The organism is Vicinamibacterales bacterium (assembly GCA_035699745.1).
Lineage (GTDB): Bacteria > Acidobacteriota > Vicinamibacteria > Vicinamibacterales > 2-12-FULL-66-21 > JAICSD01.
This window is the reverse complement of sequence record DASSPH010000101.1, coordinates 1-12,386: the sequence shown is the minus strand read 5'-3', so window position 1 is coordinate 12,386 and position 12,386 is coordinate 1. Positions and strand designations below refer to the sequence as shown.

General features: G+C 71.0%; 13 protein-coding genes. 9 read left to right on the top strand and 4 right to left on the bottom strand.

The window, feature by feature from the left end; genetic code table 11:
- Positions 1-241: 241 nt before the first annotated feature.
- The gene (locus VFK57_23475; protein HET7698697.1) at positions 242-1,264 is read right to left on the bottom strand and encodes a TrbI/VirB10 family protein; all 1,023 of its coding nucleotides are present in this window, start codon (positions 1,262-1,264) and stop codon (positions 242-244) included.
- 201 nt (positions 1,265-1,465) lie between these two features.
- On the opposite strand from VFK57_23475, the gene VFK57_23470 reads away from it, so the two are divergent.
- The 3 genes from VFK57_23470 (at position 1,466) to VFK57_23460 (ending at position 4,203) form a co-directional block, all read left to right on the top strand.
- Positions 1,466-2,056: a hypothetical protein gene (locus VFK57_23470; protein ID HET7698696.1), complete on the top strand. Its 591-nt coding sequence runs from the start codon at positions 1,466-1,468 to the stop codon at positions 2,054-2,056.
- 38 nt (positions 2,057-2,094) lie between these two features.
- Entirely contained in the window at positions 2,095-3,492 is a 1,398-nt protein-coding gene (locus VFK57_23465; GenBank protein HET7698695.1) for a pyridoxal-dependent decarboxylase, read from the top strand.
- 75 nt (positions 3,493-3,567) lie between these two features.
- Complete coding sequence (locus VFK57_23460) at positions 3,568-4,203, top strand: outer membrane beta-barrel protein (protein ID HET7698694.1); 636 nt, start codon at positions 3,568-3,570, stop codon at positions 4,201-4,203.
- On the opposite strand, the gene argH is transcribed toward VFK57_23460, so the two are convergent.
- The 3 genes from argH to VFK57_23445 are packed head-to-tail and all read right to left on the bottom strand — an operon-like array spanning position 4,193 to position 7,169.
- Positions 4,193-5,581: an argininosuccinate lyase gene (gene argH / locus VFK57_23455; protein ID HET7698693.1), complete on the bottom strand. Its 1,389-nt coding sequence runs from the start codon at positions 5,579-5,581 to the stop codon at positions 4,193-4,195. The two genes, VFK57_23460 and argH, sit on opposite strands and share 11 nt — an antisense overlap.
- Positions 5,581-6,702, bottom strand: coding sequence for an argininosuccinate synthase (locus VFK57_23450; GenBank protein ID HET7698692.1), 1,122 nt, complete (start codon positions 6,700-6,702; stop codon positions 5,581-5,583). Before VFK57_23450 ends, argH begins: the two co-directional genes overlap by 1 nt.
- Before the next feature lie 2 nt (positions 6,703-6,704).
- Positions 6,705-7,169: a hypothetical protein gene (locus VFK57_23445; GenBank protein HET7698691.1), complete on the bottom strand. Its 465-nt coding sequence runs from the start codon at positions 7,167-7,169 to the stop codon at positions 6,705-6,707.
- Positions 7,170-7,269: 100 nt separating this feature from the next.
- On the opposite strand from VFK57_23445, the gene argC reads away from it, so the two are divergent.
- The 6 genes from argC to VFK57_23415 form a co-directional block, all read left to right on the top strand.
- Entirely contained in the window at positions 7,270-8,277 is a 1,008-nt protein-coding gene (gene argC / locus VFK57_23440) for an N-acetyl-gamma-glutamyl-phosphate reductase (GenBank protein ID HET7698690.1), read from the top strand.
- Entirely contained in the window at positions 8,274-9,080 is an 807-nt protein-coding gene (gene argB / locus VFK57_23435) for an acetylglutamate kinase (GenBank protein ID HET7698689.1), read from the top strand. The genes argC and argB overlap by 4 nt, the downstream gene beginning before the upstream one ends.
- A 22-nt stretch (positions 9,081-9,102) precedes the next feature.
- On the top strand, positions 9,103-10,308 hold the full coding sequence (locus VFK57_23430; protein ID HET7698688.1) for an acetylornithine/succinylornithine family transaminase: 1,206 nt from the start codon (positions 9,103-9,105) through the stop codon (positions 10,306-10,308).
- Positions 10,305-10,874 (top strand): GNAT family N-acetyltransferase, encoded by a 570-nt coding sequence (locus VFK57_23425; protein HET7698687.1) that lies wholly within the window; start codon positions 10,305-10,307, stop codon positions 10,872-10,874. Before VFK57_23430 ends, VFK57_23425 begins: the two co-directional genes overlap by 4 nt.
- Complete coding sequence (gene argJ, locus VFK57_23420; protein ID HET7698686.1) at positions 10,871-12,094, top strand: bifunctional glutamate N-acetyltransferase/amino-acid acetyltransferase ArgJ; 1,224 nt, start codon at positions 10,871-10,873, stop codon at positions 12,092-12,094. Before VFK57_23425 ends, argJ begins: the two co-directional genes overlap by 4 nt.
- A partial coding sequence (locus VFK57_23415; GenBank protein HET7698685.1) for a hypothetical protein occupies positions 12,091-12,386 on the top strand: 296 nt, incomplete at its 3' end. The genes argJ and VFK57_23415, both read left to right, overlap by 4 nt.

The following is a 12,386-nucleotide window of genomic DNA, read 5'->3' as shown; positions in this document are numbered from 1 at the left end:
CGGGCGATCGGGTGATCGGGCGATCGGGCGATCGGGTGATCGGGCGATCGGGCGATCGGGCGATCGGGCGATCGGGTGATCGGGTGATCGGGCGATCGGGTGATCGGGCGATCGGGCGATCGGGTGATCGAGCGATCGCGCGATGACCCGATGATCCGATGGCCCGATCACCCGATCACCCGATCACCCGATGATCCGATGGCCCGATCACCCGATGATCCGATGATCCGATGGCCCGATGTTAGCGGCGCTCCACGGTGATGGTCGCCGGCGACGACAGCCGCGCCGTGACGATCTCGCCGCCGCGCAGCTGCGCCGCCTGCCGGTCGCCCGTCATCACCGCCGCGGTTCCGGCGCCCGCGCCGGTGGCGCCGCCGATCGCCGCCCCCTTCTTGCCGCCAAGAATGCCGCCGAGAATCGCGCCGCCCACCGCCGCCACGCCGATCTTCTTCGCGCTGTCGCCGGCGGGAGATTCGCCGTCGCGGTAGATCGCTTCGGTCTGCAGCGGCACTTCGCTGCCATCGCCAAGCACCAGCGTATGGAAACGGACGCCGAGCCGCGCCCGCTCCTTGACCTTGCCGCCCCGCTCGACCAGCGTCACCGATCCGAGCACACGCGATCCCGCGGGAATCGCCACACGGCCGGCGGCGAGCACGTCGCGGGTGACGCGCGCGTCGACCCGATCCTCGACCCGGGCGCGCTCGGACGACAGCGTGGACTCGAGCTGCAGGCCGATCACCGCCGACGCCGGGACGATCACTTCCTCGAACTGCGGTACCGGTGCCGCGGCGGGCTGCGGCTCGACCGGACGCGGGGGCTCGAAGGCCGGCGCGGAGGAGGCCGCGGCAGGCGCGGCCGGCGCCGGCGGCTGGGGCGCGGGAGTGCCGCTGCCGAACGGAACGGTGCGCTCGGCGGGGGTGTCGGTGCGCGCGCTGCGCGTGACCGCGGCCGGACGCCTTTGCGCAGCCGCCTCACGCGGCTTTGCCGCCGGCGGCGGCGGCACGCGGGCCGGCTTCTCGGCCTCCGCGAGGGGACGTTCGGCGGGCTTCGCGCTGCTCACCGCGGCCTCGGTTTCGGCAACGGGTTGGGTCGGCGACGCCGGTGCGGCGGCGGCATTGGAGCCCCCCGCCGGAACGGCCGCCTCGAGCTTGGCGGCCGGGATCGGCTCGGTCGCGTTCTGTCGGGTCGCCACGTAGGCGCCGCCTGCCGCGGCCGTGACGCATCCGAGGGCCAGCAGAACAAACGCCAGCGGTCTGGAAAACATCGGACTAACTCCTGTGCCCCTCGGTTGAGCAAGGGGCGTACCCCGCAAAAACACCGTCATTCTAAGGGGTCACGGATCGATCCGCCATTCGGCGGGGACACTTGCTGTCCTCGGCACAGGACCCGGCGGCGGCCCGCAACGCGCGAAAAATCACGCCCGCCTGGCCAACCGACTGGCGGTCTTATTGCACTATAGAAGAGTATGCGCCGCATCCTCGCCGCCCTGCTCACGGTCCTCCTGCTCGCCTCCGGCCGCGCCGAGGCACTTACCATCCGCGACCTCATGGAGCTGTCCAAGGCCGGGCTCGGCGACGACGTGCTCATCGCGTTGATCGAGGTGGACCGGCGGGTCTACACGGTCGACACCGCGACGCTGAAGCAGCTCAAGGCCGCAGGCGTCAGCGAGGCGGTCATCGTGGCGTTGATTCGCAGCGGCCGGAGCACCCAGCCCCAACCGTCCACCCCGGCGGAGGCGCCAGTCCAGGAGCCGCGGCAGCCCGACGTCATCGTCATCGAGCACCGTGACCCGGCGCCGCCGGCACCGGCACCCGCACCGGCCGTGTACCCCGTCCCGGTCGCCGTACCCGTCTATGTCCCGGTGCCCACCTCGCGGTCGCGCGGCCTCGGCCGCCACGAAACGGTCACGACCGTCCTGCCGACCGATCAAGGCCTGGTGAAGGCGCGTGTGCCGGTCCCCGCGAATTGCGTGAAGGCGGAACCGGTCTACTGGGGGTTCGGCGGCAAGCTGCGCCCCGGATCGTGGGAACCGCCCCCCACCGTCGTCTGCCGCTGAGCGCGATACGATCCGGCTCGGGGACACGCCCCGAGATGATGGAAGACTTCCGACAGCAGGCCCACCGGCTCGCCGACTGGATCGCTGACTACCTCGAACGTCCCGAGCGCTTCCCGGTGCTGGCGCGGGTGCGCCCGGGCGAGATCCGCGGGGCGTTGCCGCGCGACGCGCCGGAACGCGGCGAATCGTTCGACGACATCTTCGCGGATTTCGAGCGCGTCATCGTGCCCGGCCTGACGCACTGGAACCATCCCGGCTTCTTCGCCTACTTCGCCATCACCGCCAGCGCGCCCGGGATTCTCGCCGAGTTCCTCTCGGCCGCGCTGAATCAGCAGGCGATGCTGTGGCGCACGTCTCCGGCGGCGACCGAGCTCGAGGAGGTGTCGCTCGCCTGGCTGCGGCGGCTGCTCGGGCTCCCGGAGCGCTTCGAGGGAGTGATCTACGACACCGCCTCGATCTCGACGCTGCACGCACTCGCTGCCGCGCGCGAGGCGGCGCTGCCCGACGTGCGCGCGAGAGGGCTCACCGGACGCTTTCAGCCGGCGGGCGTGCGCGTCTATTGCAGCGAGCACGCGCATTCATCCGTCGACAAGGCAGTGATCCTGCTCGGTCTCGGCCACGACGCGGTCATCCGGATCCCGGCCGACGCGGAGTTCCGGATGCGCCCCGATCTGCTCGCCGCCGCGGTCGCATCCGATCGCGGCGCCGGCCGCGTGCCGCTCGCGGTCGTCGCGACCGTCGGCACGACGTCGAGCACGAGCGTGGATCCGGTTGCGGAGATCGCGGCGATCTGTCAGCGGACGGGGGTGTGGCTGCACGTCGACGCGGCGTACGCCGGCGTCGCCGCGATGGTGCCGGGCTACGAGTGGATGCTGCGCGGGGCGGATCTCGCGGATTCGCTCGTGGTGAATCCGCACAAGTGGCTGTTCACGCCCTTCGACGCGAGCGTGTTGTACTGCCGCCGCATGGACGTGCTCCGTCAGGCGTTCGCGCTCACGCCCGAGTACCTGAAGACGGCGGAAGGGGACGCGGGCGTCCGCAATCTGATGGACACCGGCATCCAGCTCGGACGGCGGTTCCGGGCGTTGAAGCTGTGGATGGTCCTCCGCCACTTCGGCGCCGAAGGCCTGCGTGCGGCGCTGGCGGAGCACATCCGGCTGGCGCGGATGTTCGCCGCCTGGGTCGACGCGAGCGATCGCTTCGAGCGCGTCGCGCCGGTGCCGTTCAGCGTCGTCTGTTTCCGGTTGCGCGACGCGACCGACGGGCAGCAGGCGCGGCTGCTCGACGCGGTCAACGCGTCGGGCGACGTCTTCCTCTCGCACACGCGGCTCGACGGCCGCTACACGCTGCGGCTCGCCATCGGCAATCTCGCGACGCGTGAAGCGCACGTGCGCCGCGCGTGGGAACTGTTGAAGTCCGCCGCCTCGTCCGTGTAGCGCCACGTCGGCCGTAGCCGGCCAAGGGCACATCGCTTGCACTCCGATCGCGCAGCAGTGAGAGGAGTGTTGTAGATGTCTTTGCGTAAATGGCTTGTTACAGCTGGAATGGTCGCGGCGATCTCTGCCGCGACGCCCCGGGCGGCGTCGGCTGACTGGGTGTTCACCCCGTTCGTGGGCTGGAACTTCAACGGCTCCGCCGATCTCCAGGGCGCCGGCGGCGCGACCTTCTCCGACAAGTTCGAGAAGAAGATCGATTACGGCTTCTCGCTCGCCTCGATGGGCGCCGGAGCGGTCGGCTTCGAGATCGACTTCGGCTACTCGCCGAACTTCTTCGAGACCGGCACGACCGGCACCGAATTCGACCTGGCGAACGACAGCAACGTGACGACGCTCACCGCCAATGCGATCATCGGGATTCCGATCGGCGGGCAGCGCGGCGGCTCGGTTCGTCCTTACGTCGTCGGCGGCGTCGGCCTGATCCGCAGCAACGTCGGCGACGCGGCGGACTTCTTCGACGCGCAGACGAAAAACGACTTCGGTTTCGACGTCGGCGGCGGCGTGATGGGGTTCTTCTCGGACAACGTCGGCCTGCGCGGCGACGTGCGCTACTTCCGCACCTTCAACGGCAGCAGCGACAACGTCACCGGTCTCGGCCTGAGCGACTTCAACTTCTGGCGCGGGTCGGTCGGCGTGTCGTTCAAGTTCTGAAGCCGGCGACCCAGTTCCGCGCATCGGCGAGCGCCGCGGCGACCGCATCCGGTGCGGTCGACTGCGGCGTCTGCTTCTTGGCGATCGACGCGAGCGGCGTGACCGCCTGACGCACGTCCTCGGCGAACAACGGCGAGTGCTGCCGCCATTCCTGCAGGCTGAGATCCTCGAACGATCGATGCTCGGCGAGAAGGCGGCGGACCAGGGCGCCGACGACTTCGTGCGCGTCGCGGAACGGAAGCCCTTTCGCGACGAGGTAATCCGCGACGTCGGTGGCCAGCAGCAGCCCGGAAGCGGCGCGGCCGGTCACGACCGCCTGCGGCCGCAGTCCGCCGACGACGCTGGCAGTGGCGCGCAGACAGGCGATCCAGGTGTCTTCCGCGTCGAACAGCGCCTCCTTGTCCTCCTGCAGATCCTTGTTGTAGCCCGCCGGCAGCCCCTTCATCGTCACCAGCCATCCCGCGAGGTGGCCGACGACGCGGCCGGTCTTGCCGCGTACGAGCTCCAGCGGATCGGGATTCTTCTTCTGCGGCATCAGGCTGCTGCCGGTGGCGGCGCTGTCGGCGAGCTCGAAGTAGCCGAACTCTTCGGAGGTGAAGAGGATGAAGTCCTCCGCGATCCGGCTCAGATGCACCATTCCGAGCGAGGCGGCGTGCAGGAACGACGCGACGAAGTCGCGATCGCCGCTGACGTCCATGCTGTTGCGCGCGATGCGGCTGAAGCCGAGCGCGTCGGCGAGCGCGCGGACGTCGATCGGGTAGGCGGTGCCGGCGATCGCGCCGGAGCCGAGCGGCAGTTCGTCCGCTTCCGCGAGCACGGCGGCGAGGCGATCGACGTCGCGCCGCAGCGACGCGACGTGGGACAGCAGGAAGTGCGAGACCAGCACCGGCTGCGCGCGGCGCAGGTGCGTGTACGACGGCATCATCGCCTCGCCGGCGCGATCCGCCAGCGCGAGGAAGCTGCCCGCCACCGCGGCGAGCTCCCGCTGAACCGCCGGAATGCGGCGCTTCAGGTAGAGGCGGAGGTCGACCGCGACCTGCTCGTTGCGCGAGCGGCCGGTGTGCAGGCGGCGCCCGGCGTCGCCGATCCGCGCCACCAGCTCGCGTTCGACGAAGGCATGGACGTCCTCGTCGCCGTGCGCCTCGCTGACGAACGAGGGATCGGCGGCAGCCGTGTCGAGAATCTCCCGCAGGCCGCGGTCGATCGCCGCGGCATCGGCGCCCGACAGCACGCCGGCGCGCGCCAGGCCCCCCGCCCATGCCAGACTGCCCCGCACGTCGTCTTCGAACAAGCGGCGATCGAACCGGAACGACGATCCGAACGCGAACAGCTCGGCGTCCGGATCGCCGGCAAAACGTCCTGACCAGAGATGCGCCATCAGTGAACCGTGGTTTCGGCCGTCGCGGCCGGCGGGGCCGCCGGCGCCTCGAGAGCCATCGGGGAGCGGCGGCCCACGACGCGGCAGTCCCCTTTGAACAGCTTCAAGCGGACCGCGCCGGTGACGCGCGGCTGGATCGCCCGCATGAAGGCGTCGATCGCCTCGCGCGTCGGGGAGAACCAGCGCCCGTTGTAAACCAGGTCGGCATAGGCGCGGCCGAGATCGTGCCCCAGCCGCTCGAGATCCCGCGGGATCACGAGCTTCTCCAGCTCGCTGTGCGCGGTGTGCAGCACGACCGCGGCGGGCGCCTCGTAGATCTCGCGCGACTTGCCGCCGGTGGTGGCGTTCTCGACCATGTCGATGCGGCCGACGCCGTGGGCCCCGGCAATCGTTTCGACGCTTTCGATCAGTTCGATCAGCGACATCTCGACGCCGTTGGCGCGGACCGGGACGCCGGACTCGAACTCGATCTCGACGTAGGCCGGTTCGTCGGGGCAGTCGCGCGGCGAGCGCGTCAGGGTGTAGATGTCTTCCGGCGACTCCTGCCACGGATCCTCGAGGCCGCCGCGCTCGATCGATCGCCCCCACAGGTTGGTGTCGATCGTGTACGGACTGTCGGCGGCCGACGGAATGGGAATCCTGCGCGCGCGCGCGTACTCGATCTCCTGCGGCCGGGTCATCCCCCAGATCCGCGCCGGCGCGAGCACGGTGATCGACGGATCGAGCGCCTTGACGCCGAGCTCGAGCCGCAACTCGTCGTTCGCCTTGCCGTTGCAGCCGTGCGCGATCACGGTCGCCCCCTCCATCCGCGCGACGTCGACCAGGCGCCGCGCGATCAGCGGCCGCCCCAGCGCCGTCGACAACGGATAGCGATCCTCGTAGAGCGCACCGGCCTGCAGCGCCGGCAGGATGTAGTCGCGCGCGAACTCGTCGCGGACGTCCAGCACGTGCGCCCGCGTCGCGCCGACCGTGAGCGCGCGCTCGCGGACGTCGGTCAGCTCGCGCCCCTGCCCGATGTCGAGCGTGACGGCAATCACCTCGCCGCCGTATTTCTCACGCAGCCACGCGATGGCGACGGACGTGTCCAGACCGCCCGAATAGGCGAGAACGATGCGTTCCATGTCTATGCTTCCCCCCTGACCCACGCGTCGAGCTGCCGCGTGAACGCCTGCGCCTCGGCTTCGCCGCGGCAGATCACCAGGATGGTGTTCTCGCCGCCGATCGTGCCCACGACCTCGGCGAGGTGCGCGCGGTCGATCGCTTCGGCGAGCGGCGACGCCTGCGCCGACTCGGTCCTGAGCACGACGAGCTGCTGGACGACGTCGAACTTCCGCAGCGCGCCGGCGACGGACCGCCGCAGCACCGCGAGCGAATCAGGGCCGGGGGGGGCCGCGTCCCCCGACGACGGCCGCTTGTACGCCCCGTCGGCAGCCGCTTTCACCAGCCCGAGGTCGCGGATGTCGCGGGACAAGGTGGCCTGCGTCACCTGGATCCCTCGCGCCTGGAGCCGCTCCCGAAGCTGTTCCTGGCTGGTGATCGGTTCCCTGTCGATGAGCTCGAGCACCAGCTGCTGCCGGTAGGACTTCATAACTATTCAGCCGGACGGAGCATTATACACAGAATGCATAGGGGAACGCCACCTAACTTGTTGACTGGAGAAAACCTGTCCTGTATATTCAAACAAGTTGATGAATACTTATACCGACGGGGTGCGGGTCGGCATCGCGGGAGCGACCGGGTACACCGGCGTCGAGCTCATGCGTTTGCTCGCGCGGCATCCGCGCGCCACGCTGGCGGCCGCGATGGGCAGCCCCGGTTCGCCGCCCCGCGTCGTCCCGGCGCTGAAGCGCCTGTGGGATGCGCCCGTCAACGGCCTGGACGTCGAGGCGCTCGCCGAGGCGTCGGATGCGGTGTTTCTCGCGCTCCCCGATCACGCCGCGGCGGAGATCGCGCCGCCGCTGGTGGCCCGCGGCAAGCGCGTCTTCGACCTGTCGGGGGCGTTCCGGCTGCGTGACGCCGAACTGCGCCGGCGGTGGTATCCGCATACGCCGGACGCATCGCCGGCGGTCGTCTACGGCTTGACCGAGCGCTACCGCGACCGTCTGCCCGGTTCGACGCTGGTGGCGTGCGCCGGCTGCTACCCGACCGCCGCGATCCTCGCCCTGCAGCCGCTGCTCGCGGCGGGGCTGCTCGACGTCTCGGGAGCGCCGATCATCATCGACGCGAAGTCGGGCGTATCGGGCGCCGGCAAGACGCCGTCGGAGCGGACCCATTTCAGCGAGTGCCACGGCAGCCTCTCGGCGTACGGCGTCTTCAATCACCGCCACGCGGCGGAGATCGAGCAGGAGCTGGGGACCGCGGTGACGTTCGTGCCGCACCTGCTGCCGATCGATCGCGGGATCCTCGAGACGATCTACGCGACGCTCGCGCCGGGCGCCGGCGAGCAGGCAATCGGCGCGGTGATGCACGAGGCCTATGCGGAATCGCCGTTCGTGCGCCTGACCGGCGCAGACCTGCCGGAGATCAAGCATGTCGCGCATACGAACTACTGCGACATCGGCTGGAAGGTGAACGCGGCGCGGCGGCAGATCGTGCTGGTGTCGTGCATCGACAACCTCGTCAAGGGGGCGGCCGGCCAGGCGGTCCAGAACTTCAACGTCGCCTTCGGATTCGACGAGGAGCTGGGGCTCAATTGATCAAGGTCGTCAAGCTTGGCGGGGAGCTGCTCGAGGACGCCGACGCCCTGCGCGTCGCGGCCCGCGGCATTGCCGCGCTGGCCGCCGCCGGTCCGGTCGCGGTCGTCCACGGCGGCGGGCGCGCGATCGACGCCGATCTGAAGGCGCGCGGCCAGTCGCCGCGCTTCGTCGACGGCCTGCGCATCACCGACGCCGAAACGTTGAACACCGTGGTCGCGGTGCTCGCGGGACGGATCAACACCGCCTTGGTCGCCGCGCTCGTTTGGGCGGGCGTCAAGGCCGTGGGACTGACGGGCGCGGACGCAGGCCTCGGATTGTCGGACCTCGCCGCGCCGCTGCAGACGACCGCCGGCACGATCGCGGATCTCGGGCTGGTCGGGGTGCCGCGCGACGATGCGCCGGCGCGGCTGCTGATCGATCTCCTCGAGCTCGGATACGTGCCCGTGATCGCGAGCGTCGGCATCGACGGAGAGGGCCGCCTGCTGAACGTCAATGCCGACACGCTGGCGTCGCACCTGGCGCGCGCCGCCGGCGCAGGGGAATTGATCGTGGCCGGGAAGACGGCGGGGGTGTTCGACGCGGCGGGGGTCACGTGCCCGCGGCTCGACGCCCGCGAAGCGCAGGCGATGGTGGCGGCGGGCACCGCGCGCGACGGCATGGTCGCGAAGCTGACGGCGTGCCTCGCGGCGCTCGACGGCGGCGTCGGGCGGGTGCGGATCGTCGACGGCCGCGCGGGTGACTACGAGGCTGCTGGCGGGACGACGATTGCCGGGACGTCGGAACGCGAGCTGACGAAATGCTGACCGGGCTGTGCACATGCTGACAATGACTTCACACGATCCGATCGCGCTCGACGCGCAGCACGTCCTGCAGGTGTATCGCCGCGCCCCGGTGGTCTTCGAGTCCGGCAAGGGGTGCGCGCTGTTCACGCGCGACGGCGAGCGCTACCTCGATCTGATCTCGGGCGTCGGCGTGGCGTCGCTCGGCCACGCGCATCCCGGGCTGGCCCGCGCGATCGCGGAGCAGGCGGCGACCCTGCTGCACACGTCGAACCTGTTCCACCACCCGCTGCAGGCGGAGCTGGCGACGAGGCTGGCGGCGCTGTCCGGACTGCCGCGCGCGTTCTTCTGCAACAGCGGCGCTGAAGCGGTCGAGGCCTGCCTGAAGTTCGCGCGGCGGTTCTGGCACGCGCAAGGCACCCCGCGGACCAGCGTCGTCGCCTTCGATCACGCGTTCCACGGCCGCACCGCCGGCGCGCTCTCGGTCACCTGGGACGAGCACTACCGCGCGCCGTTCGCGCCGCTCATTCCCGGTGTGACGTTCGTCGATCCCTCGGATCCGTCGGCCATCGCCGCGGCGATCACCAGGGATACAGCCGCGGTCATCGTCGAGCCGATACAAGGAGAGGGCGGCGTGCGTCCGCTGCCGCAGGCCGCCGCGGATGCGATTGCCGCGGCGTGCCGCCGGACCGGCGCGCTGCTCATCGCCGACGAGGTGCAGTGCGGGCTCGGACGGACGGGACGCGCGTTCTACAGCGACGCGCTCGGTCTGCAGCCGGACCTGATGGCGCTCGGCAAGGCGCTCGGCGCCGGCGTGCCGATCGGCGCGGCGCTGTTCTCGGACCGCGTCGCCGGCGCCGCCAGGCCCGGCGATCACGGCAGCACGTACGGCGGGAACCTGCTCGCCTGCCGCGCCGCGCTCGTGTTCCTCGACGAGCTGACGCAGAACGGCCTGATGGAGCACGTCGCCCAGGTCGGCGCGGCGATGGAGCGCGGGCTGAAGGCGATCGCGTCGCGCCAACCGGCGGTGAAGGACGTGCGCGGCGCGGGCGTGATCTGGGGCCTGGAGATCGATCGTCCGGCGGCGGCGGTCGTCGATGCCGCACGCGCCCGGCACCTGCTGGTCAACCGGACCTCCGACACGGTGATCCGGCTGCTGCCGCCCTACGTCATCACGGAAGCGGAACTCGACGAAGCCCTGCCGCTGCTCGAAGCGGCAATTGCGTCCGCGGTGGAGGCGCCTGCTCGATGACGACGAACATTCAGTTGCGCACGGGGATCGCGGCCGACGCGGCCGCCATCCACAACCTGATCACCGCCAACCTCAGCGTCGGGCACCTGCTGCCGCGAACGTTCGAGGACGTCGAGTCCCACGCCGAGCGCTTCATCGTCGCGGTGAGCGGCGACGACGTGATCGGCTGCGCCGAGCTCGCGCCGCTCAGCGCCGATGTCGCCGAAGTGCGCTCGCTGGTCGTCGACGAAGCAAGCCGCGGCCAGCGCACCGGCGTGGCGCTGGTCACCGCGCTCGCCGATCGCGCCCGCGAGCTGGGCTATGTCACGCTGTGCGCGTTCACGCATCAGCCGGCGCATTTCATCCGCCTCGGGTTCTCGATCGTGCCGCACGTGTGGCTCCCCGAGAAGATTGCGCTCGACTGCGTGGGCTGCAGCCAGTTCCGGCACTGCGGTCAATACGCCGTGTCGCTGGCGCTGCGCGCCGGAGCCGGGCTGCGGCTCGAGCAGACGGCACCGCCGGCGCGCGCAATCTCGGGGCCGCGCGCGAGCGTCGAGCGTCTGCGGCTCCTCCCCGTCACGGCATGAACGTCGCGCAACTGGCCGTGAAGGCCGTCGAGGGAAGCGTGTCGGCGCCGGCGGGATTCCGCGCCGCCGGTATCGCCTGCGGCATCAAGAAGACCGGCGCGCTCGATCTCGCGGTGATTGTCAGCGACACGCCCGCGGCGGCGGCGGCCGTCTTCACCACCAACAAGGCGCAGGCGGCGCCGGTGGTGGTGTCGAAGGCTCGGCTCGCCGCGTCAGGCGGACGCGCCCGCGTCGTCGCCATCAACAGCGGCTGCGCGAATGCCTGTACCGGACCTGACGGACACGCCACCGCCGAGGCGATGGCGGACGCGGCGGCAGGGGCCGCAGGCGCAGCTCCCGAGCAGGCGCTGATCGCCTCGACCGGCGTGATCGGCGTGGCGCTGGAGCGCGATCGCGTGGTCGACGGGTTGAAGTCCGCCAAGGCGGCACTCTCGCGCGACGGCGGCCCCGCCGCCGCGCGCGCGATCATGACGACCGATCCGTTCCCGAAGGAGGCGGCGGTCGAAGTGACGACCGCGGCGGGCACCTTCCGCGTCGGCGGCATCGCCAAGGGCTCCGGGATGATCGAGCCGCTGATGGCCACGATGCTCGCGGTGGTGACGACGGACGCCGGCGTCGAGCCGGCGCTGCTGCAGCGGGCGCTGGCCTCGGTGACGGACGTGACGTTCAACGCGATCACGGTGGACGGCGAGTGTTCCACCAACGACTGCGTGTTCGCCCTGGCGAACGGCGCCAGCGGGGTCGCGATCGGCGAGGCGGATTTCCACCTGCTGGTCGAGGCCCTGCGCGGCGTGTGCGAGCCGCTTGCCGTCGGGATCGTGCGCGGCGGCGAAGGGGCGACCAAGCTGGTGACGGTCGAAGTCACCGGCGGCCGCAGCGCGTCGGAAGCGAAGCAGGCGGCGCGGGCAATCGCGAACTCGCCGCTGGTGAAGACGGCCGTTCACGGCGCCGATCCGAACTGGGGGCGCCTGATCGCCGTCGCCGGACGCGCCGGGGTCGGCTTCGAGCTCGAGCGCGCGCGGGTGCGCATCGGCGACGTCGAGCTGTTCGCCGCGGGCCGGCCGTATGACGAGCGGGCGGCGCTCGCGTCGACGCATCTGCAAGGCACCGACGTGCGGCTGCACGTCGATCTCGGCACCGGCGGCCCCGGCGCGGCGCGCATGTGGACGTGCGACCTCAGCGCCGACTACGTGAGGATCAACGCGGAGTATCGAACATGAGCGTCGAGGTCTCCCCGTGGCAGCCGTCGCAGTTCCTCTCGGTGCTGGACCTTACGCCGGCGGAACTCGAGTCCTGCCTGGCGCTGGCGGCGTCGATGAAGGCGGCACGACGCAGCCAGCGGCCGCACGAGGCGCCGCTCGCCGGCCGCCATGTCGCGCTGCTCTTCGACAAGCCGTCGCTGCGCACGCGCTCGACGTTCGTCATCGCCGTCCGCGAGCTCGGGGGGGACGTGATCGAGCCGTTGCCCGACGTCGCGTTCGGCGGCCGCGAGTCGATCGAAGACGTCGCGCG

What these genes read in the sequence shown, in the direction of transcription:
- VFK57_23460 (HET7698694.1), top strand. Translation starts at nt 3,568, where the DNA reads ATGTCTTTGCGTAAATGGCTTGTTACAGCTGGAATGGTCGCGGCGATC.
- argC (HET7698690.1), top strand. Translation starts at nt 7,270, where the DNA reads ATGAATACTTATACCGACGGGGTGCGGGTCGGCATCGCGGGAGCGACC.
- VFK57_23425 (HET7698687.1), top strand. Translation starts at nt 10,305, where the DNA reads ATGACGACGAACATTCAGTTGCGCACGGGGATCGCGGCCGACGCGGCC.
- VFK57_23450 (HET7698692.1), bottom strand. Translation starts at nt 6,702, where the DNA reads ATGGAACGCATCGTTCTCGCCTATTCGGGCGGTCTGGACACGTCCGTC.
- argH (HET7698693.1), bottom strand. Translation starts at nt 5,581, where the DNA reads ATGGCGCATCTCTGGTCAGGACGTTTTGCCGGCGATCCGGACGCCGAG.
- argJ (HET7698686.1), top strand. Translation starts at nt 10,871, where the DNA reads ATGAACGTCGCGCAACTGGCCGTGAAGGCCGTCGAGGGAAGCGTGTCG.
- VFK57_23475 (HET7698697.1), bottom strand. Translation starts at nt 1,264, where the DNA reads ATGTTTTCCAGACCGCTGGCGTTTGTTCTGCTGGCCCTCGGATGCGTC.
- VFK57_23445 (HET7698691.1), bottom strand. Translation starts at nt 7,169, where the DNA reads ATGAAGTCCTACCGGCAGCAGCTGGTGCTCGAGCTCATCGACAGGGAA.
- VFK57_23430 (HET7698688.1), top strand. Translation starts at nt 9,103, where the DNA reads ATGACTTCACACGATCCGATCGCGCTCGACGCGCAGCACGTCCTGCAG.
- VFK57_23470 (HET7698696.1), top strand. Translation starts at nt 1,466, where the DNA reads ATGCGCCGCATCCTCGCCGCCCTGCTCACGGTCCTCCTGCTCGCCTCC.
- VFK57_23465 (HET7698695.1), top strand. Translation starts at nt 2,095, where the DNA reads ATGGAAGACTTCCGACAGCAGGCCCACCGGCTCGCCGACTGGATCGCT.